Annotated in this window: 19 protein-coding genes; 3 read left to right on the forward strand and 16 right to left on the reverse strand. The window is 59.7% G+C overall.

The features are described from left to right. Positions 1-11: 11 nt before the first annotated feature. Entirely contained in the window at positions 12-1,256 is a 1,245-nt protein-coding gene (gene mexE, locus IB245_RS18505) for a multidrug efflux RND transporter periplasmic adaptor subunit MexE (protein ID WP_192228263.1), read from the reverse strand. A 140-nt stretch (positions 1,257-1,396) separates the two neighbouring features. Then, positions 1,397-1,675 carry a LysR family transcriptional regulator gene (locus tag IB245_RS18510; protein ID WP_192228264.1) on the reverse strand — a complete coding sequence of 93 codons (279 nt, stop codon included), beginning with the start codon at positions 1,673-1,675 and terminating at the stop codon, positions 1,397-1,399. A 172-nt stretch (positions 1,676-1,847) separates the two neighbouring features. Here IB245_RS18510 and IB245_RS18515 point away from each other — a divergent pair, with 172 nt between their 5' ends. Then, on the forward strand, positions 1,848-2,435 hold the full coding sequence (locus IB245_RS18515; RefSeq protein WP_192228265.1) for a TetR/AcrR family transcriptional regulator: 588 nt from the start codon (positions 1,848-1,850) through the stop codon (positions 2,433-2,435). An 11-nt stretch (positions 2,436-2,446) separates the two neighbouring features. On the opposite strand, the gene IB245_RS18520 is transcribed toward IB245_RS18515, so the two are convergent. Next, entirely contained in the window at positions 2,447-5,470 is a 3,024-nt protein-coding gene (locus IB245_RS18520) for an FAD-binding and (Fe-S)-binding domain-containing protein (protein WP_192228266.1), read from the reverse strand. 156 nt (positions 5,471-5,626) lie between these two features. Here IB245_RS18520 and IB245_RS18525 point away from each other — a divergent pair, with 156 nt between their 5' ends. Next, on the forward strand, positions 5,627-6,511 hold the full coding sequence (locus tag IB245_RS18525) for a LysR substrate-binding domain-containing protein (RefSeq protein ID WP_192228267.1): 885 nt from the start codon (positions 5,627-5,629) through the stop codon (positions 6,509-6,511). Between the two features lie 382 nt (positions 6,512-6,893). Here the strand turns inward: IB245_RS18525 and IB245_RS18530 are convergent, their stop codons facing one another. The 13 genes from IB245_RS18530 to IB245_RS18590 form a co-directional block, all read right to left on the reverse strand. Then, entirely contained in the window at positions 6,894-8,438 is a 1,545-nt protein-coding gene (locus IB245_RS18530) for an amidase family protein (protein ID WP_192228268.1), read from the reverse strand. Between the two features lie 81 nt (positions 8,439-8,519). Beyond that, the gene (locus IB245_RS18535; protein WP_223553166.1) at positions 8,520-9,401 is read right to left on the reverse strand and encodes a glycine betaine ABC transporter substrate-binding protein; all 882 of its coding nucleotides are present in this window, start codon (positions 9,399-9,401) and stop codon (positions 8,520-8,522) included. A gap of 54 nt (positions 9,402-9,455) precedes the next feature. After that, a complete protein-coding gene (locus tag IB245_RS18540) occupies positions 9,456-10,112 on the reverse strand; it encodes an ABC transporter permease (RefSeq protein WP_223553164.1) in 657 nt (218 codons plus the stop codon). Between the two features lie 14 nt (positions 10,113-10,126). Beyond that, positions 10,127-11,125 (reverse strand): ABC transporter ATP-binding protein, encoded by a 999-nt coding sequence (locus IB245_RS18545; protein WP_192228270.1) that lies wholly within the window; start codon positions 11,123-11,125, stop codon positions 10,127-10,129. Then, positions 11,122-11,811, reverse strand: coding sequence for an ABC transporter permease (locus IB245_RS18550; protein WP_192228271.1), 690 nt, complete (start codon positions 11,809-11,811; stop codon positions 11,122-11,124). The genes IB245_RS18545 and IB245_RS18550 overlap by 4 nt, the downstream gene beginning before the upstream one ends. A gap of 337 nt (positions 11,812-12,148) precedes the next feature. Further along, positions 12,149-13,144 carry a GlxA family transcriptional regulator gene (locus IB245_RS18555; RefSeq protein WP_008038932.1) on the reverse strand — a complete coding sequence of 332 codons (996 nt, stop codon included), beginning with the start codon at positions 13,142-13,144 and terminating at the stop codon, positions 12,149-12,151. 181 nt (positions 13,145-13,325) lie between these two features. Beyond that, a complete protein-coding gene (locus tag IB245_RS18560; protein ID WP_008038933.1) occupies positions 13,326-14,291 on the reverse strand; it encodes an alpha/beta fold hydrolase in 966 nt (321 codons plus the stop codon). Positions 14,292-14,326: 35 nt separating this feature from the next. Beyond that, on the reverse strand, positions 14,327-15,220 hold the full coding sequence (locus tag IB245_RS18565; RefSeq protein ID WP_192228272.1) for an amidohydrolase family protein: 894 nt from the start codon (positions 15,218-15,220) through the stop codon (positions 14,327-14,329). Between the two features lie 395 nt (positions 15,221-15,615). Next, the gene (locus tag IB245_RS18570; protein ID WP_192228273.1) at positions 15,616-16,074 is read right to left on the reverse strand and encodes a metallophosphoesterase family protein; all 459 of its coding nucleotides are present in this window, start codon (positions 16,072-16,074) and stop codon (positions 15,616-15,618) included. 41 nt (positions 16,075-16,115) lie between these two features. Beyond that, entirely contained in the window at positions 16,116-17,240 is a 1,125-nt protein-coding gene (locus IB245_RS18575; RefSeq protein WP_192228274.1) for an agmatine/peptidylarginine deiminase, read from the reverse strand. Between the two features lie 23 nt (positions 17,241-17,263). Beyond that, entirely contained in the window at positions 17,264-18,361 is a 1,098-nt protein-coding gene (locus IB245_RS18580) for an extracellular solute-binding protein (RefSeq protein ID WP_192228275.1), read from the reverse strand. A gap of 1 nt (position 18,362) precedes the next feature. Next, complete coding sequence (aguB, locus tag IB245_RS18585; RefSeq protein ID WP_192228276.1) at positions 18,363-19,271, reverse strand: N-carbamoylputrescine amidase; 909 nt, start codon at positions 19,269-19,271, stop codon at positions 18,363-18,365. Between the two features lie 4 nt (positions 19,272-19,275). Continuing rightward, positions 19,276-20,328 carry an agmatine/peptidylarginine deiminase gene (locus IB245_RS18590; protein ID WP_192228277.1) on the reverse strand — a complete coding sequence of 351 codons (1,053 nt, stop codon included), beginning with the start codon at positions 20,326-20,328 and terminating at the stop codon, positions 19,276-19,278. A 134-nt stretch (positions 20,329-20,462) separates the two neighbouring features. On the opposite strand from IB245_RS18590, the gene IB245_RS18595 reads away from it, so the two are divergent. Next, a complete protein-coding gene (locus IB245_RS18595) occupies positions 20,463-21,317 on the forward strand; it encodes a LysR substrate-binding domain-containing protein (RefSeq protein ID WP_008027147.1) in 855 nt (284 codons plus the stop codon). Positions 21,318-21,398: the final 81 nt, after the last annotated feature.

Genomic DNA, 21,398 nt, shown 5'->3' on the forward strand with positions numbered 1-21,398 from the left:
GTCGGTGCTCCTTATCCGCGAGGTGCAGCGGCAGAATCCGCTTTCACCAGGGCAGGTGATTTAGCGGCAGCCGGCTGATTGGAGGCTTCGATGGCCTGACGTTGGCGAGCCAGTGTGGCGACGGTTTCCGGGCTGGCCATCGGCGCATCCTGCGGGTCGATCACTGCACCGGGCCGCACGCGCTGCAAGCCGTTGATGACGATGCGATCGTCCTTCTGCAAGCCGCTGCGCACGATGCGCAAGCCTTCAAGCTTCGGCCCCAGATCGACGCTGCGATACACGGCTTTGTTGTCCTGATCGACCACCAGCACGAATTTTTTGCCGAGGTCGGTGCCCACCGCTTCGTCCTTGATCAACAGACCGGGATAGGCGGCGCTGCCCACCAGTTTCAACCGGGCGTACAGGCCGGGGGTGTACTGGCCGTCTGCGTTGTCGAACACCGCGCGACCACGGATGGTGCCGGTTTTCGGATTGACCTGGTTGTCGACGAAGTTCATCTGCCCGAGGTGGCTGTTGCCCTCCTCGTTCGACAGGCCCATGTACACCGGCGTGGCTTGACCGCGCTGGCCCTGGCGGGAAAGCAGGCTGTACTTGAGGAACATGCGCTCGTCCGCATCGAAGTAGGCGTAGACCTTGTCCGTGGAGACCACGCTGGTCAGCGCTGTTGTGTCGGCGGTCACGATGTTGCCGGCGGTGATTTCCGCACGGCTGACGCGGCCGGTGATCGGCGCGGTAACGCGGGTGAAGCTGAGGTTCAAACGCGCCAGATCCAGCTGCGCCTGAATGGCATCGACACCGGCCCTGGCCTCTTGCGCCGTGGTCGTGCGGGTGTCGGCGAGCTCGGCGGAGATCGCGTTGCTGCTCAACAGTCGCTGGCCGCGCTGCGCTTCGTTGCCGGTGCGGACCAGGGTGGCGCGTGCCTGTTGCAGCTGCGCCTCGATGCGATGCACCTCATGTTCGAACGGCCGTGGATCAATCTGGAACAGCAAGTCGCCCTTCTTCACCAGCGCACCATCGGTAAAGGCCACGCGTTCGATCTGGCCCGACACCCGTGGACGAACCTCTACGGTTTCCGGTGCTTCCAGGCGAGCGGTGACTTCATCCCACTCAGTAATAGGCTGCTCGAGCACTTTGGCGACGGTGACGTGCGGCGCCCCCGGAGCCTGTGCGGCGCTGGGTGTACGTTCACACGCGGCAAGCATCAGCAGCGCCAACGCAGCCAGGGGATAACGCAAAGGTTTGAGTGACTGTTCCATGGGTTGTGTCCGCCAGACGGTTTGGGATTTTGCGGATTCTCGGCCTCGCGCGAGGTCACGACGAATCGAACGGAGTGAAGTTGGCTATCATCATTAATGATAGCCGTCATGTTTAAGGGCAAAAAAAGGGGACGACCCGGTTAACCCCTCGTGTGAGCGATTGCCGAACACACGCAATCCAGCGCCGGCCCCAGCGTCTGCGCCGCACTCAATGCCCGTGGAGTGGGCACCATCCGGCGACCGATGCGCTCGAACAAAGGGTCGTTGAACAACTTGCGCAAACGCACCAGCGCCGCGCTGATGGCGGGCTGGCCCAGCGACAGTTTCTCAGCGGTGCGGGTGAGGTTTCCCTCCTGAATCAGCGTGTCGAATACCACCAGCAGATTCAGATCGATACTGTGCAGATCATTACGATTCATGGGGCAGGTCCACGTAGAGATTTTTGACTTGAGCCACAGGCGGGGAATCCGCCAGACTTGAGTCGATACCGGAAAAGCCATTGCAGCGACTTTATATGACGCGCATCATCAATACCAGCCTCTCAGCACAGCTTTTCCCAAGCGATGCCGACCTGGCGACAGGAGCAGTCTCATGAAAGTCACGAAAGACCAGGCCGCCGCGAACAAAGAGGCGATCCTCACGGCCGCGTCCCGGCTGTATCGGGAAAAGGGAATCGACGGCATCGGCATTGGTGAACTGTCCCGTTCCGTGGGCCTGACCCATGGCGGCTTTTACGGACAGTTTCCGGGCGGCAAGGAGCAGTTGGCTTCAGAAGCCGTCACCCGCACGTTCGAGTCCAATATCCAGGACTGGCGGGACGCCAAATCCATTCCCGAGCTCATCAAGGGTTACCTGACGCAAGGGCACCTGGATAACTGGACCGAGGGCTGCCCCATCCCGGCACTGGGCGCTGACGTTGCCCGCGCCGGCGGGACCGTCAGCAACTCCTTCACCAAAGGCGTCGAGCGCTTGATCGAAACGTTGATGGCGCTGGTCGAGGGGGAAAATCACGAGGAGAAATACCAGGAATCGCTGCGCATCCTGTCATCGATAGCCGGGGCGATGTTGATTGCCAGGGCGTTGGACAACCCGGAGTTGTCCGGGCAGTTCCTGCAATCGGTGATCAATGCCTGGCCTGCTGTTCCAGAGAAAGAAGAGCAGGCAGGCGTTCCGGACTGACGCCCTACTCTTCACTCAACGAGCACATGCTCCAACACCACCTCCAGCGGGTGACGCAGTTGCTTGCTGGCCAGGCGCTTGACCTGGCTGCGGCACGAATACCCCGTCGCCAGCGCTTCACCCGCCTTGTCCAGCTTGCCCGCCCATGACTGCTCGAAGATAGTCCGCGAGGTCTCCTGGTTGCGCGCTTCGTGGCCGTAGGTGCCCGACATGCCGCAACAGCCGGTTGCCTCGGTCACCAGCTTCAGCCCAAGCCTGGCAAACACGGTTTCCCATTGCGAGGTGCTGGCCGGGACGTTGGTCTTCTCGGTGCAGTGCGCCATCAAACGGAACGTCTGATCAGCGTGACGGGACCTTTCAGGCAACACATCAACCAGCCACTCCTGGGGCAGCAAGACTTTCGGGCAGCCGTCGAGGCCCGGCACTTTCTGATATTCCTGGCGATAGACCAGCGTCATCGCCGGGTCCAGGCCAACCAACGGCACGCCACAGTCGGCCAGGGCCTTGAGCTGATTGGCATTGCGGATCGCCGCTTTGGCGAATGCACCGAGGAAACCCTGCACGTGCAAAGGCTTGCCGTTGGCACTGTAGGGCGCCAGAAACACGCGGTAGCCCAACTGATGCGCCAACTGGATATAGCTCGCCAACAGCGGCGTTTCAAAGTAGCGGGTGAAGGCGTCCTGCACCAACACCACGCTTCGCTCACGTTGCGCGGCAGTCAGTTCGCGCAGGGCGGGCACGCTGGCGACAGCGACTTTGCAGCGGGTCAACGTGTTCTGCAGGTCGAAGCGGTGGATCAGCGGACTGTCGAGCATGCCGACGTGTCGCTCCAGCAAACGACTCACCCAATTCGAACCCATCACCGCGTTGTACAGGCCCGGCGCGTAGGCCATGTAGGGAATGGTGAACTCCAGCGAGCCGATCAGATAATCGCGCATCGGGCGTTGATAGCGACCGTGATACAGCTCGAGAAAACGCGAGCGGAATTCCGGGACATTGACCTTGACCGGGCATTGTCCCGCGCAGGATTTACAGGCCAGGCAGCCTGCCATGGCGTCGTACACCTCATGGGAGAAATCCGCCTCGCCGCGCGAGCGCGCCAGGTTGTTGCGCAGCCGCGTCGGCAACCCGCTCAACCACGTCAACTTGCCCCGGGCCGCTTGCAACACATCAATATTGGCCGCGCCTTGCAGACGCAACCACTCGCGAATCAATGACGCCCTGCCCTTCGGCGAATGCTGGCGTTCCCGGGTGGCTTTCCACGAGGGGCACATCGCATCGTTGGGGTCATAGTTGTAGCAAGCGCCGTTGCCGTTGCAGTGCACGGCGCTACCGAAACTCTGCCAAACGCGTTCATCGATTTGTCGATCCAGATCACCGCGCAGCGTCACTTCGTTGACCTTGAGCAAGCCTTGGGTCGCATCCGGCGGGGTGCAGATCTTGCCGGGGTTGAGCTGATTGTGCGGGTCGAACGCGCCCTTGAGCGATTGCAGCGCCGGGTACAGTTCGCCAAAAAAATCGGGGACATATTCCGAGCGCAAACCCTTGCCGTGCTCGCCCCACAACAGCCCGCCATAACGCCGGGTCAGCTCGGCCACGGCATCGGAAATCGGCTTGACCAGCGCGGCCTGCTTCGGGTCTTTCATGTCCAGCGCCGGACGCACATGCAACACGCCGGCATCGACGTGACCGAACATGCCGTAGGCCAGGCCATGGCTGTCGAGCAATGCGCGGAACTCGGTGATGTAGTCGGCCAGTTTCTCAGGCGGTACGGCGGTGTCTTCAACAAACGGCTGCGGGCGGACTTCGCCTTCGACGTTGCCCAATAGCCCGACGGAGCGCTTACGCATGGTGTAGACACGGGTCACCGCTTCAGCACCTTCGGCCAGCGTGTGGCCCAGCCGTTCGATCGTCGTATCGGCCTGCAAATGCGTCACAAACGACGCCACGCGAGCGTTCACCTCCGACAGGTCTTCGCCGCTGAATTCAACCAGGTTGATACCCAGCGTCGGGCGCTCGGCATCCGTCGGGAAATACTCGGCGACGCTGTGCCAGACGATGTCTTTCATCGCCAGCAGCAACACTTTGGAGTCCACGGTTTCGATGGACAGCGGCTTGTGTGCCAGCAATGCATTGGCATCGCGCAGCGCATCCATGAAGCTGCTGTAGCGCACGTTCACCAGCACCGAATACTTGGGAATCGGCAGCACGTTGAGCTTGGCTTCGACGAGGTAACTCAACGAACCTTCCGCACCGCACAGCACGCTATTGAGGTTGAAACGCCCCTGCTCGTCGCGCAGGTGCGCCAGGTCGTAACCGGTCAGGCAGCGATTGAGTTTGGGGAACACCGCCTCGATCAGCTCGGCCTGGGTTTCCTGGATCTGCCGCGCGGTGCGGTACACCTCGCCAATACGGCCGGGTTGCGCACATGCAGCTTCCAGCTGTGCATCGGACAGCGGCTGGCTGTGCAGGCGCTCACCGCCGAGCATTACGCTGTCCAGTTCCAGCACATGATCGCGGGTCTTGCCATAGGTGCAACTGCCCTGGCCGCTGGCGTCCGTGTTGATCATGCCGCCAACGGTGGCCCGGTTGGACGTCGACAGCTCCGGGGCGAAAAACAATCCATGAGGTTTGAGCGCGGCATTGAGCTGGTCTTTGACCACGCCTGCCTGCACCCGCACCCAACGTTCGGCGACGTTGATTTCGAGGATGGTGTTCATGTGTCGCGACAGGTCAACCACGATGCCGTCGGTCAACGACTGGCCGTTGGTGCCGGTGCCGCCGCCACGTGGGGTCAGCTTGATCTGGCGAAAGCGCGGTTCGGCCATCAATGTTGCGATGCGCACGATGTCGTCTGCATCCAGTGGGAACACCGCCGCTTGCGGCAGACGCTGGTAAATCGAGTTATCGGTCGCCAGCACGGTGCGGGTGGCATAGTCGGCACTGAGCTGACCGCGGAAACCGGCGGCACGCAAGGCCTGGAGGAATTCCGGGTACTGTGCGGCGGGTGCAGCGGTAGGCAACTGGGCGATCATCGCTGGAGAATCTCTTGTAGGTCTAATCACGGAAATCAAAATACTTGTCGCCTGAGCATTAATAGGTCAGCCTCAGGTCGTCGGCTAAGCCAATGATCCTGTAGGTTTTGGTGCCGGACAAACGGATAATCCTGCCGCTATCGATGACTTTTACGAATGAATTACCGCCATCTCACCCCGTCCATGTCCTTGCTGTTGGCTTTTGAAGCCGCCGCCCGGCATGAAAGCTATACCCGCGCCGCGCTGGAGCTGTCACTGACCCAAAGCGCCGTCAGCAGGCAAGTCCAGGCGCTGGAGCAGCAACTGGGCCTGACGCTGTTTCGTCGCGAAGGTCGGCAGGTGCAATTGACCGACGTCGGTCGTCTTTACCAGCGGGAAATGAGCGACGCGCTCGGGCGCATCCGCAGCGCCACATTGCAGGCGCTGGCTTATCAGTCAGGCAGCGGCACCTTGCGCCTGGCCACATTGCCCACGTTCGGTTCGAAATGGTTATTGCCGCGCCTTCACGACTTCTACAAAACCCATCCCGGCATGCTGGTGCACATCAACTCCCGGATCGAAGCCATCGACTTCGAAACCAGTGGCATCGATGCCGCGATCGTCGTCGGCACGGCCGACTCGCCGGGCCTGATCAGCCATCGCCTGCACACGGAAGAGTTGATGGTGATCATTTCTCCAGAAGCGGCCGAGGCCCATGACGCCTGGACCCCGGAACGCATCGGCGGACAGACGCTGCTCAACGTCGCGAACAACGCCAACGTCTGGGGTGAGTGGTTCAGCCACCACGGCCTGCCCCATCGAATGATGCGGCTGGGGCCGAGTTTCGAACTCACTTCACACCTGATCCAGGCCGTGAGAGCGGGCATTGGTATCGGTCTGGTGCCGCGCATCCTGGTGACCGACGAGCTGGCCAACGGCGAGCTGATCAGCCTGGACCAACCCTTCGCCAGCCAGCGCAGTTACTACCTGACCTATCCACCGCGCAACGAAAGGCTGCCGTCGCTGATCGCGTTCCGTACCTGGTTGCTGGCGCAGATATGACGACGTCCGCCGATGCACCGCGTCGTCTGCATCGCCAGCAAGCCGGCTCCTACAGTGCAGCGGCGCACACAAGACCCAGCCTCACCCCAATCCTGTAGGAGCCGGCTTGCCGGCGATCCGGGCAACCCGGTGTGCCAGACAAACCGCCATCGCTGGCAAGCCAGTTCCTACAAGGCAGGCGTCGCTCACCCGATCAATGAACACCCCAATTCCGTAGGAGCCGGCTTGCTGGCGATCCGGGCAACCCGGTGTGCCAGACAAACCGCCATCGCTGGCAAGCCAGCTCCTACAAGGCAGGCGTCGTTCACCCGATCAATGAACACCCCAATCCTGTAGGAGCCGGCTTGCTGGCGATCCGGGCAACGCGGTGCATCAGGCAAACCTACCGCTCAAGAAACGAGTACCCGAAACTCACCACCTTGGCGTCTTCCCCATAGCCGCCCAGGAACGAAACACCCACCGGCAAATTGCCCTTGATGGTGCCCGCAGGAACCGTGATCTCGGGGAACCCGGTCGCGGAGGCAATGTACGAAGACGCATAGGTATCACCGGCCTTGCAGTCGTAACTGTCATCCGTCACGCCATGAACCACCGACGCCGGGCAATTGATGGTCGCGAAAAACAGGCTGTCCACTTTGTTCTTCTGCATGATGCCCATCAGTTGCGCACGCAATTGCGGAATCTTTCTGGAGAGGATCGAGATGTACAACGGCGAATCGGTGCTATTGGTTTTCGATAGCGCTTCCAGCCCGGCCAGGCGCGCCGGGTTCATTCCGTGCGGACCATTTTCGGCCTGATTTTTCCTGGCAAGCCCCAGAAACCCTTCCAGCGTCCGCGGTTGGTTGGCACCGAGGGTTGCCAGGTAGCGTTCGAATTGCGGCTTGAATTCGCTCTCCCCCACCGGGCCCAACACATCGCTCCAAAGCGTTTCAAAGCCCTTTGGCAGGTCAATGGCGACGACATGAGCCCCCCGCTTGGCAAGCGTTTCCTGAGCGGCCGTGAAAACCGCATCCACCTCAGGGTTTGCGCCTTTGAAGTTTGTGATGACCCCGATGGTCTTGCCTTTCAGTGAGGTACGGTCCAGTGCTTGCTCAAACTGTATGCGGTCTGAAGCCACGTCGAGAGTCGCGGAATCGCTGTTGTCCTGGCCCTTGATCGCATCCAGCACGATTGCCTGATCCACCACACTGCGGGTGATCACTCCACCGGTATCGAACGCGAGCGACAGCGGAATGATGCCGCTGCGACTGATCAGCCCTAGCGAAGGTCGAAAGCCCACGGTACCGGTGACGCTGGCCGGCGCCCGGATCGACCCGCTGGTATCCGACCCCAACGCAAAAGGCGCAAATTTCGCCGCCACCGCCGCAGCCGAGCCGCTGCTGGAGCCAGACGCATCGCGCTTGGTGTTGTTGGGATTCAGCGTCTGCCCGCCAAACGAGCTGTAGCCAAACCAGCCAAAGGATGCAGCCAGTTCGGACATGTTGGCTTTACCGAGAAGAATCGCTTGCCCGTCGATCAGCTTCTTGACGGTGAATGCATCCTGGTTCGGCAGAGAGGAACGCAACACATAAGAACCACCAGAGGTGACCATGCCGCGGGTATCAAAGTTGTCCTTCGCGACAAAGGGAATACCGGCCAGAGGCGCATATTGAGCAGTGGGATTTTTGGCTCGTTGGGCATCCCATTTCCGCGCCTGTTCGATCGCCGTTTCATTGATCGTCACCAGCGCGTTGATGTTTTGGCCCTGGTGATTGTTGGCGCGAATGTTATCCAGGTAATGCCTGACCAGTTGCTCGGAAGCGATCGTCCCGTTGTTCAACGCCTGCCGCATATCGGCGAGCGTCATGTGGTCGATGGCGACATCGGCCTGAGCACTTGCCGCAAACATCACGAATGACCATGCCACGAACTTTTTAATCGACTGCATTAATGATTCTCCAGGCGAACGCGTTCCCTGTAGGGGCCCGCAGCAAGCCGGCTCCTACAGTTAATGTGTGTGATGCATGAATTAGAGCAACTTGCTGTGCTGCAGGAATTCCTTGGACACGCTCTCGATCGACTCACGGCCTACGTCGACCCGGGAGTTGAGGCCGGCAATGGTTTCGTCGTCCAGTTTGGAAGAGAGCGCATTGAGCAATTCGCCGATCTTCGGATTCTCTTTGAAGACTTCAGTACGAATCACCGGCGTCAGCGCATAGCTGGGGAAAAAGCCTTTATCGTCCTTCAGCACAACAAAGCCAAAGGCTGGAATCCGCCCGTCAGTCGACAGCACCAACGCCACATTCACCTGGCCATCCCGAAGCGCCTGATAGGTCAGCCCACCGTCCATGCGCACGACGTTCTTGCGTTCGAACTCAAAGTCGTAGGTCTTTTGAAGAGGCTGCAAGCCATCGGGCCGCGAAAAGAACTCAGCGTTGGAGGCGAATTTATAGACTTTGCCTGCTCCGATGTTTTTTGCCAGGTCGCTGATCGAGACGATGCCATCCTTATCGGCCTCGTCCTTACGCATGGCAAATGCGTAAGTGTTGTTGGCTTTTGACGGGTTCAACCACGTGATGCCCTTCTCTGCATCAAGGGTGCTGATCTTCTTATACGTTTCCTCGGCACTCAGCTTGTCCATGACTTTGTTGTAAGTGATCAGCGAAGTGCCGGTGTATTCCCAATACACATCGACCTGACCGTTCTCTTGTGCCGCGCGTAATACCGACGAACCCAAATCCGGACGCTTATCGACGTTGTAGCCATTGGCGCGCAACAATTGCGTGGTCATTTCCGCCACCAGCTGCTGTTCGGTGAACTTCTTGCCGCCGACCACTATCGTGCTGTTGGCAGAAGCACTGCCCACGACACCTGAAACAAGACTCAGCGTACAGATCAGACTGACTAGCATTCGATGAATCATGGTGCACCTCGTATTATTGGTTTTTATCGATGGTTATCTAATTCATTCGCGCCCGGCCAACCTCAAGCCCCGCGACACGGCAACGTTCTGGATCAAGCCGCACGACAGGTCGACCGCAATCGCCAACAGAGCGGTTGACGCGGCACCGGCCAACATCATGCCGAAGTCGTTCAGGTCGATGCCGGTAAAGATCAACTCGCCCAGCCCTCCTCCGCCGACCAGAAAGGCCAGCGGCGCGGTACCGACGTTGATGGCGAGCGCCGTGCGGATGCCGGCGAAAATCACGTTCATCGCATTCGGGATTTCGACTTTCCACAGGGTTTGCGCAGGCGTCATGCCCATGGCCTCGGCCGCCTCCACCAAGTGCTGCGGCACCGCGCGCAACCCTTCATAGGTGTTGACCGCCACCGGCAACAACGTCGCGACAAACAAGCCGATGATGGCCGCGCCACTGCCTACGCCGATGAAGCTCATGGCCAACGCCAGCAGTGCGAGCTTGGGAATCGCCTGCCCGACATTGAGGAACTGCATGCTGGCCATGGCGTAGCGCTGGTTCGCGGGACGGCTCATCCAGACGCCGAGTGGCAGCGCTACGGCCAGCGCCAGGGCGCCACTGATGGCCACGATCTGCAGATGCTGAACCGTGAGGTAGCTGATATCGCCCCAGTAAAACTGAAGCCCTTGCCAAAATCTGATCATCAAGTCAGACATCGTCAGTGCACCGCCGGAGTAATGTTGTCGACAAGCCTTGCCAGGATGTCGGTCTGATGGACGTAGCCGATAAAGCGCCCGTCGCTGTCGTTGCACAGCGCCCAGTCCTGGCCGCGCCCCAGTAGCTGCGAAAGCACCTGGCGCAGGTCATCTCCGGGTTTCACCACCAGTTGCGAGCGTGTGGAGATGGCGCTGTTGCCGCCCACGATCTGCATCTGTTCCCTTGGCGGGATCTTGCTGGCGACATCCGCCGCCCGCAGCAGACGCAGGCGCTTCATGATCCGGTCGCCGCCCATGAAATTCGCCACGAACTCGCTGTTGGGCCGGGCCAACAGGTCATCCGAGCTGCCGAACTGCTCGATCTTGCCGTTGTGGAACAGCGCGACACAGTCCGCCATCTTCACGGCTTCGTCGATGTCGTGACTGACAAAGAGCACGGTCTTCCCGACCTGGCGCTGGATGCGCATGAACTCGTCCTGGATCACATCCCGGTTGATCGGGTCGATCGCACCAAACGGTTCGTCCATCAACATCACCGGCGGGTCCGCGGCCAAGGCGCGGGCAACCCCGACGCGCTGCTGTTGGCCACCCGAGAGTTCACACGGGTAGCGCTTGAGGAATTTCGACGGATCCAGCGCGACCACTTCCAGTAATTCCGCCGCTCGCTTGCGGCTTTTGTTCTTGTCCCAACCCAACAGATTGGGGACGACGCAAATGTTTTCCTCGACGGTCATGTTCGGGAACAGACCGACTTGCTGAATCACGTAGCCGATGGATCGCTTGAGCGTGACGCTGTCCAGTTCGGCCGTATCGCGACCACCGATTCTGATGGTGCCCGACGTGGGCGTGATCAGGCGGTTGATCATCTTCAGCGTCGTGGTTTTGCCACAACCCGACGGCCCGAGCAGTACGCAGATCTGTCCCTCTTCAACGTTGAACGAGACATCTTCTACGGCGGTGATTGAGCCAAATTTTTTGTTCAGGTTTTCGATCTGGATCACGTCGTCGCTTCCTTCATTCGGCCAGTGGCCACTTTGTTCTTGTTCAGGCCTTTCGGCGTCAGGAGGCGCTGCAAGGCGTACAGGGCATAGTCAGCCGCAATGGCAATGACGCTGATGACGATGGCGCCGGCCAGCAGCTGCCGGGTATCCGATTGGGCGATGCCGCGAATGATCAGGCTGCCCAGACCGCCGGCGCCGATGTAGGCGGCGATGGCGGCGATCCCGATATTGATGACCGTAGCCATCCTGACGCCGGCCATGATCAGAGGGACCGCAATCGGCAGCTCGACCTTGCGCAGCCGTTGCCAGGTGGACATGCCCATCCCGATTGCCGCTTCGCGCAAGGCAGGATCGATATTGGAGATCGCGGTGGTGGTGTTGCGGATGATGGGCAACTGCGAATACAGAAACAGCGCAATGACCGCCGGTACAACGCCGATCCCATAGCCAATCAGGGACAAGACCGGAATCATCAGCCCGAACAGCGCGGCAGAAGGAATGGTCATCAGCACAGCGGCGAAGGCCAGGACCCACCGGCGGGTTCTGGGGTGCTGGGATATCGCGATCCCGACAGGCACGCCGGTCAGAATCGCCAGCCCCACCGCTACCGCCACGATGAGCAGGTGCTGTCCGAGGAGCAGGCTGATCAGCCCGCCGTTTTCCAGAATGAAACTCAAGGTTTCCATGGTTGATAGGCCTTCTTTACGTCATTGTTGTTTTTGCCGGCTGAGCATCTGGAAGTGGACGCCGGATTTGTAAGGAACCTTACCGCGCTCACGAACGGAGCCTGCGCTTTGAGTTCGACGATTTCTATCAAAAAACCGACGTCACGAGACCCGACCGCGTGCGGTGCGATGTGAAGGATCGAGTCATGAAGAAAGCATACAGGATCGCCAAATCACCCAGGCCCGCCAGTGCGCACCTGCTGTCGGGCCAAGTCATTAGCTAGCTATTGGGTTTTGCGGGGAGGATTGCTCGGTGGGGGTTGGCGAGGGATTGACGCCAATTTACCAAGGGCTGAAATCAGGAATGGGCATCATCAAATTTCCGCCGCTCTTCACCCGGCGTGCATCCCCACACGCGACGGTAGGCGGCCCCCAGATGCGAGGCAGAAACGAAGCCGCAGCTGTAGGCAATGGACGCAATGGGCTGGGTGCTTTCACGCAGCAACCGGCGTGCTTCGTTGAGCCTGAGCTCCAGATAGAATTTTTTCGGGGTCATCCCGAAGTGCTGGTGCCACAAGCGCTCCAGCTGACGATGGGACAGATTGCACCGGTCGGCGATCTCTTCGATGCCGACAATGTTTTCCAGGTTGTCTTCCATGGCGGCAATGGCCGCCGTGAGCCGTCGATCGTGAATCCCGAACCGCCACTGGATCGACATCCGCTGATGTTCTTCCGGCGCCCGTATCCGTGCGTGCAGGAATTGCTCGGCGATGCTCGCGGCCAGTGGGTTACCGAAATCCAGCGCGATCTGCGCCAGCATGAGGTCGATGGCCGCCGTCCCCCCGGCGCAGGTCCAGCGATTTCCATGGTTGACGTACAGTTCTTTGGTGACTTCGATGGTGGGGAACTCTTCGGCAAACTGACCGATCGACTCCCAGTGCAACGTGCACCGCTTCCCTTCCAGTAACCCGGCACGGGCAAGAATGAACGTACCGGTACTCAGTGCGCCAACGGTGACACCACGGGACGCAGCGCGCTGTAGAAAGCGCAGCATTTTCGGCGGTTTCTGATGTTCGATGTCCAGGCTCGCCAGGACAAAAACGCGATCGACCTCGGGCGCTTGATCAATCGGCACGGTCTGGATTTCGATACCACTGCTGGAACTGACCGGCCCGCCGGACTCCGTGAGCAGGGTCCACTCATACAGCGTTTTCCCGGAAAGCCGGTTCGCCGCCCGCAGCGGCTCGCTGGCGCCAGCCAATGCCATCATGGAAAACTGAGGGAGTATGAGCAGGCCGATTCGCTTGGTTGTGTAACCGTTCACTGGCGTCGCTGCTTCAATGGGGCTTGTCATCGCCAGATCCTTGTCATGAGTGGGTCCAGCCGTTCAGACATCACGGCTCAGGCCAGCCCGAGGGAGTGGCTTTGGACACGCTATGTTAGGGCCTTGGCACGCATTCAGCCAGATCGATTCCTCGCAACGACGAACGCTGCGAGACCTCATTGCAAGGTCCCGCAGGAGAGTGGCGAGCAGATCAGCTGCGCGCGCGGATCGCTTCGTCGATGCTCTGGATCATCGATTTGAAAACAGGGCTGTCGACCTGATTCTGCTGGCCATGCTGCATGTGCGGGATGATCAGCGCACCCGCACCTGCATCACCCGGGTAGTGCCGGTGCAGACGCTCGGATTCCGACGGCATGTGCAGGGTGTTCTCGGCGCCGTGGATGATCAGCGCTGGCGGGAAGCCTTTTGCCCCCTCGATGGACTGCTCCGGGTCATACGCCACATAGGACTTGTAGGATTTTGCCGTCACATGCGTGCAGCCAGGCCAACGGTCGGCGCCGCCCGCTTCGGTGTAGCCGCCCAGTTGCTGATCAACGTAGGCCTGGGTTTCAGGATCGAGCGGGTAATAACCCAGACGAGTCGATTCGGTCCCGGTATCAAACGGCGGGATCGGCGCGTCATCCGCCAATTGCTGGATCGCAGCGTCGGCGGCGGCTTTGTCGGTGCGCAAGGCTTGCAACTTGCTGATGTTGGTGTAGCTCATCGGCACCCAAAACCGGATCTGCTCGCCACCCGCTGCGGCGAGTTCAGCCACCGCGCCGAGGCTCGCAGTCGAGCCCATCGCCCAGGACGCCACGACTGGCATCTCGCCAAAATTGTCTCGTGCCCAGGCTACGGCGCCGAGGACTTCATCCTTCTGGTCTTCCAGGCTGACATCGGTGATCTCGATGCCTGCGGCCTTAATCGTGTTGCGGATGTATTTGTTGGAAAAGAAACCCGCCACGTCATACGTCATGACTCGATAGCCCCGGGCCGCCAGGGCACGGCCGAACAGCTGACCGTACATGGTGACGCCGCCGGTGAAGCCGGAGTTGAAGATGACGGGTGGAAGTGCCGCGTCGATTTGTTCTGGCTGAAAGACCGTGCCTTTGAGGCTCAGGGTTTCATCGCCGTACTGAACGGCAAAGTTGATTTCTTGGGTAATGATGTTCGTCATCGCTGGGTATCTCGAAGTGTGAGTGTGGGCGTAGATCAACTAACCAACTGGCCAGAAGCTCCTCGAAGAAGTTGGCCAACGGGAATTCGGGTTTCTGTAGAAACAAGCTGCGCAACGGCATCGACGAAATCGAAAGCGCTGGGCAAATCAAACAGCTCGGAATACGCCACACCGTTGTTGTCGGTTCCCACATGAGGGGCGTCGGTGGCTTCCAGGAGAATCTTGTCGGCGCCGAGGGCGCTGATTATTTGCGTGACGAAACGTGCGGTTTCCACGGGAGAGACCGAGGTGCGATAGCCCGGCCCCTTGAACCACACGTTGCCTCGCCTTCCCGCCTCGGCAAGTAGCGCAAGGTAGGCCGGCTCCGTGGCGCCGCGCTCGCTGTGGCAGCTGCCCAGATGATCGATGATGACGCGCACATCGTCGGGGATCTGGCGCAATACGCGCAGATTGGTCTCAGCCTCTTTCGCATAAATGTGCAGGTGCTGGTGCGGCAACAGACGCGCATAAAACGCCGACCATTGCTCATCATTGAAGCGCGTATCGGAAACCGTTTCAGGCCTGGCATCGTGCAGAACGATTCGCGCGCCGATAACCTGCGGGTGCGAAAGGCGTTCTTTGGTGGCGTAAGCGGGTTCGGCCTTGATGGTCCCGACCAACCTGACGTCCTCATAGCGCGAAGGATTCGCAGCCTGGAGACTCTTCAGTTCATCAAACGAAGCAAACACGTTTTCTGAATCAGGCAGGATACTTAGATGGACATTGTTAATGACTGTCGGAACCACTCCGGCATCAATCAGCTTGTCCAGATAAGTCGTCAGCGGATGCGGTTCAGGCAAGGTGTAAGGCAGCGAGCCAGCCACCCGGCGAAGATCATCCGACGTGTAAAAGTGAACGTGACTATCAATTCTTTTGTTCGACGGCAGCATGATTATTGTTTCCTGCTTTTGTGCGAAAACAATAATCGTCGTCAGCGCTTCGTCGCTCCCGTCAACCCGACGTGTAGTATCAAAATTTCGCCATGTGCGATTTGACGGGTACGGAGGACTCTGGAAACAGCGCCTGGACCGGGATGACCGGATTGGCTCTCGGTGCTACCGATTGCGCTTGAAGGCAGCGGCGCTGCTGCATTGCGGGCGGAAATTGAACAACATGAAAAAAAACTTCGACCAACTGATGGTCTTACTGTCGGTTTGGGGGATGGCGAAAATTTGTTGTCCTGAGCTTGCTGCCAAATCGAAAGGTTAGCAGGCCCTCTTCCTCGAACTTCAGTTCCGATTTTCGGTAGAGCGCACCCAACGAACCGTTTTTTGCTTCGCGCACATCACTCCAGCAACGAGACCAGGCGCGGTTCTAAAGCAGTCTCGAATACCTCCAGCAACGCCAGCGTCACCGGCAGTTTGAAGCGCCTGCGCCCCGCACTGCCCGGATTGAGATAAAGCACTTCACCGCGCCATTCGATGCACGGCTTGTGCGAATGGCCGGTGATCACCAGTTTGACCGTCGCATCAAGCACGGCCGGGACATCGGCGATGTCGTGCACCAGCAACGCCTCCCACCCGTTCAGGTCGAAACGCAGGCAATCAGCAAGATCCTTTGCCCAGGGAGCATCAAGATCATTGTTCCCGCGCACGACATACAATGGAGCGATTGACCCCAGCTGCTCAAGGATTTCGGAGCTGCCGATGTCGCCCGCATGGATGATCCGTTCACACCCCTCCAAAGCCGCAAGGGCCTCAGGGCGGAGCAGTCCATGGGTATCGGAAATCACGCCAACCTTCATACAAAGCTCCCGACCAGGCTCAAGCAGTGGAGCATCGCAGACTAAACCAACGGCTGATGACTGGTCACACAATGAATACCGCCACCGCCGGCCGAGATCGCGTCGATGTTGAGCTGCACCACCTCTCGCTCCGGATAGAGCCCGGACAACAGATCAAAGGCTTTGGCATCTGCCGCCTTGTCACCAAACTCCGGCGCAATCACAGCGTCGTTGATCACGAAGTAGTTGATATAGCCCGCTGCAAAGTCCGGGTTGTTGCGGTTGAACCTGCTCTTTCGTGGGTTGAGCGGCGGCGACACGGTATGGACCTGCAGTTTGCGGCCATCGGCATCCGTGGCATTTTTCAGAATGTCCAGATGAGCCCGCGTGACCTTGTAATCGTATGACTCGGGGTCGTTGTCGAGGTTGGCGATCACCACGCCAGGCTTGACGAAACGGGCGTAGAAATCGACATGGGCATCGGTGATGTCCTTGCCCTTGATGCCCGGCAGCCAAATGATTTTGCGCAGGCCCAAGCGGGCTTTCAGTTCTTCCTCGACCTCGGCCTTGCTCCAGTCCGGGTTGCGATTTTTATTGATCCAGCTGCTCTCGGTCATGATCCCGGTGCCGTGACCATCCACTTCGATGCCGCCGCCCTCGCCCACCAGTTCGCTGCGCAGATAACGCGCATCCGTGGCGTCGGCCACCTGTGCCGCCAGTTGCGCATCTTCGCTGTGCTGCTGTTTGTTGCCCCAGCCGTTGAAGTTGAAATCCACGGCGCCAAGTTCGCCCTTGTCATCAATGACGAAGTTGGCGCCGATGTCGCGCATCCAGATGTCGTCGAGTTCGGTGACGACGTAGGTGATGTTGCTCTTGCCGCAATGCTCTTCGGCCAGGCTTCGCTCGTGCTCGCGACAGAAAACGGTAACCGGTTCATGGCGGGCGATGGTGCGCGCAATCAGGCCAATGGCCGCTTGCACGTCGGCGGTGAAATCCTCCCAGATCGCCTCTTGTGCACCAAAAGCAATGAAGGCTTGCTCGTGGCGATCGCCCTCATCCGGCATGCGCCAACCGACCTGGGTGGCTGCGTGCGCGGACAAAGGCGTCAGGCCAAATCCGATGGAGGCAACCGCCCCCATCCCCGCCACGACCGAAACCTGCTTGATGAACTCGCGACGCGTCGACATGTATTGATCCTTGGAAAGTGAACTCATTTTGCGGTGGCCGTCTTGAACTTGGTCCAGGTGCGCATCCGCGCGCGCATATCGGATTGGGGGATGTCCTTGCCCGGAATCAGCCGCGCATAGGTGGCCTCATCGAGGTAAATGTCCGGGTTGTTGCGCATTGTCGCATCGACGCTCGGCCGCGCCTTGGCGTTGGAGGTCGGGTAGCCGGTGAAGTTACTGATGTCGGCCATGTTCTGCGGGCGCATGACGAAGTTGATGAACGCATAAGCGTACTCCGGATGTTTCGCATCGACCGGAATCGCCATGGTGTCCATCCACACGGTGGTGCCTTCACGGGGGATGCGGTACTCGAATCGGGTGCTTTTGCCGGCGCTGTCGGACGTCCGTTGCGCCTGGGTCATGTCGCCGCTGTAACCGAGCGACACGCACAGGTTGCCATTAACCAGATCGGTCACCGGCTGCGACTGGAACTTGCGAATGTGTGGCCGCAGTTTCATCAGCAATTCACTCGCCGCCACGAGGTCTTCGGGCTTGGCGCTGCGCGGTTCCCGACCGAGGTAATTGAGCACCACGGCGAGCACTTCATCCGGTGAGTCGATCATCGAAATACCGCAGTCGGCAAATTTGCCGGCCAGCTCCGGCTTGAACAACATATCGAGGCTGTTGACCGGAGCATCGGGCAAGCGCTGTTTGATCTGCTCATCATTGTAGGTCAGGCCGATGGTGCCCCATGTGTAAGGCACAGTGGCCTGACTCGAGGTTTCATACTGCCTGCGCAGTTTCTGCAAACCGGGCTCGATGTCGTCCAGCGCGGTGAGTTTGCTGCGGTCCAGCGGCAGCAGGCTGCCGGCGCGCATCAAACGTTCGGCCACCGTGTCGCCAGGGAAGATCAGGTCATAACCGCTGCCACCGGCGAGCATCTTGGCTTCCAGCGTTTCGCTGCCATCCATGACGTCATAGATCACTTTGATCCCGGTTTCAGCGGTGAATTTCGCCAGCGTGTCCTCGGCAAAATAATCGGCCCAGTTGTACAGTCTGAGGGTTTTCTCTTCGGCGTGCAGCGACGACGAGGCCAGTGCCAACCCCAAGGTGCCGAGCAACAACGTGTGCGCAATGCCCATATCAAACTCCTTGAGTGTTCCAGCGTGCATGAAGGTGACGACCGTCCTGACTCAACAACGCCCCGTACATCTCCGGGCGACGGTCACGGTAGATGCCCCAGCTCAGGCGCTCTTCGCGCATGGCGCTCAAGTCCAGGCTGTGCACCAGCACGCCAGTGCTGTCACGGTCGGCCTCGGCGAGCATTTTGCCTTTGTGATTGCAGATGAACGACGAGCCATAGAAGCCCATTTGCAAGGTCGGATCGGTGGTCGCCGCTTCTCGGCCGACGCGATTGGCGGCCACCACAGGCAGGATGTTCGCGGCCGCATGGCCACGCATGGTCATCTGCCAATGGTCACGGGAATCCAGCTCGGCGCAGCCAGGTTCAGAACCGATGGCGGTGGGAAACAGCAAGACTTCAGCGCCCATCAACGCCAGGCAACGCGCGGTCTCGGGGAACCACTGATCCCAGCAGATCCCCACGCCGAGGCGCCCGAATGCCGTGTCCCAAACCCGGAAACCGGTATCGCCGGGGCTGAAGTACTCCTTCTCCTGATAACCGATGGCGTTGGGGATGTGGGTCTTGCGATACACGCCCAACAAACGTCCGTCGGCATCAGCCACACTCAGAGAGTTGAAATAGGCATTGCCGGCCTTCTCGAACCAGCTCAGCGGCAGCACCACGCCCAACTCCTTGGCCAAGGCAGCAAAGCGTTTGAGTACACGGCTGTATTGATATTCTTCGGCCAGTGCCAAGTGTTTGTGGCTTTGCTCGATGCAGAAATACGGCGTGGCAAACAGCTCCTGCAACAGGATGACTTGAGCGCCCTTCGCCGCGGCCTCGCGAACCAACTGCTCGGCAAGGTCGAGGTTGCGCGGCAAATCCCAGGTGCAGGGCATTTGGGTGGTAGCAATCGTCAATAGAGTCATGGCATCAACCCTTCACTGGCCAGGCAGGCTGCTGTTGGGTGATGCAATGCACCCCGCCGCCGCCATGGGCCAGATGGTTGATCCGCACCGGCACCACTTCACGCCCAGGGAATGCCTGGGCCAACACTTCGGCCGCTGCGTGGTCGGCATCGATGCCGTAGGCCGGCATGATGATCGCGTCGTTGGCGATGTAGAAATTGGTGTACGAGGCGCAGAACACTTCCGCCTCAGTGTCCACCGCATCGGTGGCTTCATAGAGCTCGATCAGCTCGAACTTCCGGCCTTGGGCATCAGTGGCCAGTTCCAACGCACGGCGATTCTCGCGGGCCACTTCGGCATACACCGACTGCTTGTCGTGAGTCGCGTCCACCAGCAACACGCCGGGGCGTGCGAATGCGCAGACGCCATCGACATGGCCGTCAGTCATGTCGCCGGTCACGTAGTCCGGATCGCCCGGCAGCCAGATGGTTTTCTTCACGCCCAGCAGACGCGTGAAAATCTCCTCCATCTCAGCCTTGGTCATCCCAGGGTTACGGTTAGGATTGAGCAACACCGACTCGGTGGTGATCAGCGTGCCCTCGCCGTCGACATGGATCGCCCCGCCTTCGTTACTCAGCGGAGTGCCGAAGCACGGCAAGCCCAGGTGATTGAGTGCACGGCGCGCCAGGCCTTCATCCAGATCGTGCGCCGACTTGCCGCCCCACGCATTGAAACGCCAGCTCACACCGGCCAGCCCTTGTTGCGGGTGGCAAACGAAGCTTGGGCCGGAGTCGCGGCACCAACTGTCGTTTACCGCCAATTCGATCAGTTCGATGTTTAGCCCACAAAGCGCTTTGGCACTCGCGACAGCCGACGGATCAACGACCATTTTCACCGGTTCGAAACGGGCGATGGCATTGGCTACCCCGGCGAAGTCCTTTTGCACTTGTGCCAGGGTGACGCGCCAACCCGACTCCCAGAGTGCCTGATTGTGTGGCCAGACCATCCAGGTCGCTGCGTGCTTTACCCATTCTGCCGGCATCAACCAGCCGCTGTTCTGAAGTTCGTTCTGCTGCATGACAATCGCCCTTGAGTTAAGTCATTGTGTTCAATGAAAATGACCTTTTCGGTCCTGGCATGCATGCTACGGCTGTAAAAACGGGCTAACAAACGATGGATTTTGCAGAAAAGTGATTAGAGGAACTTATCAATATGCTCAAGCACTGGCCCCCGCTCAGCACCCTTCGCGGCTTTGAGGCTGCTGCCCGCCTGGGCAGTTTTCACAAGGCCGCCGACGAGCTGCACCTGACCCAATCGGCGATCAGCCAGCAGATTCGAACGCTTGAGGCGTACCTTGAACAGCCGCTGTTTTTTCGCAGTGGACGCAGCGTCAGCCTGACCGATGCCGGCCACGATTTGCTCAGCACCACGCAAGCGTTGTTGCAGCAATTGTCGGTCGGCATTCGTCGCCTCGGGCAATACCAGAAGCCCAATCAACTGGTACTCAACACGACGCCGACGTTCGCTCGTCATTGGCTGCTGCCACGCCTGGGGGATTTTCGCCGGCAACATCCGGAAGTCGATCTGTGGATTTTCAGCACCGATGAAGTCCCGGACATGACCACCCAGACCATCGACCTCGCGGTGCGCGATGACATCAGCTCCCAGGCCGAATGCAGCTTCAAGGTGCTGCACGCTGACCGCCTCTATCCCGCGTGCCACCCCGATGTATTGGCCGTGCCCATCGAACAGCGCACCACCTTGCACGGCGAGCGGGAAATGGACTGGAGCCATTGGGACGTCGAGGCCGGCATCGATGTGGGGCAGAAGGATCAGGGGTTGAATTTTTCCGACCCCGGGTTGCTGCTGGACGCGGCGTGCGCGGGGTTAGGGATTGCGCTGGTCAGCCAGTTGTTGAGTCGGCAGGCGCGTGACAACGGACTGCTGCAACCGTTGGTGGAGGAAACCATTCGCGGGCCGAATTGGGCGTTGTTGACGCACCGTGACAGTGAGAACAATCCGTTGGCGCGAAGCTTCATCGAGTGGCTGCTGAACAACCTGACGTGACGCGGTCTTTTCGACATCCTGCAAAGCGCTTTCGCAGGCCTCAAGGTAAGCTCCTCGTTCCTCTTTGGAAACGTGACCCAG

Source organism: Pseudomonas sp. PDM02 (assembly GCF_014852285.1).
Lineage (GTDB): Bacteria > Pseudomonadota > Gammaproteobacteria > Pseudomonadales > Pseudomonadaceae > Aquipseudomonas > Aquipseudomonas migulae.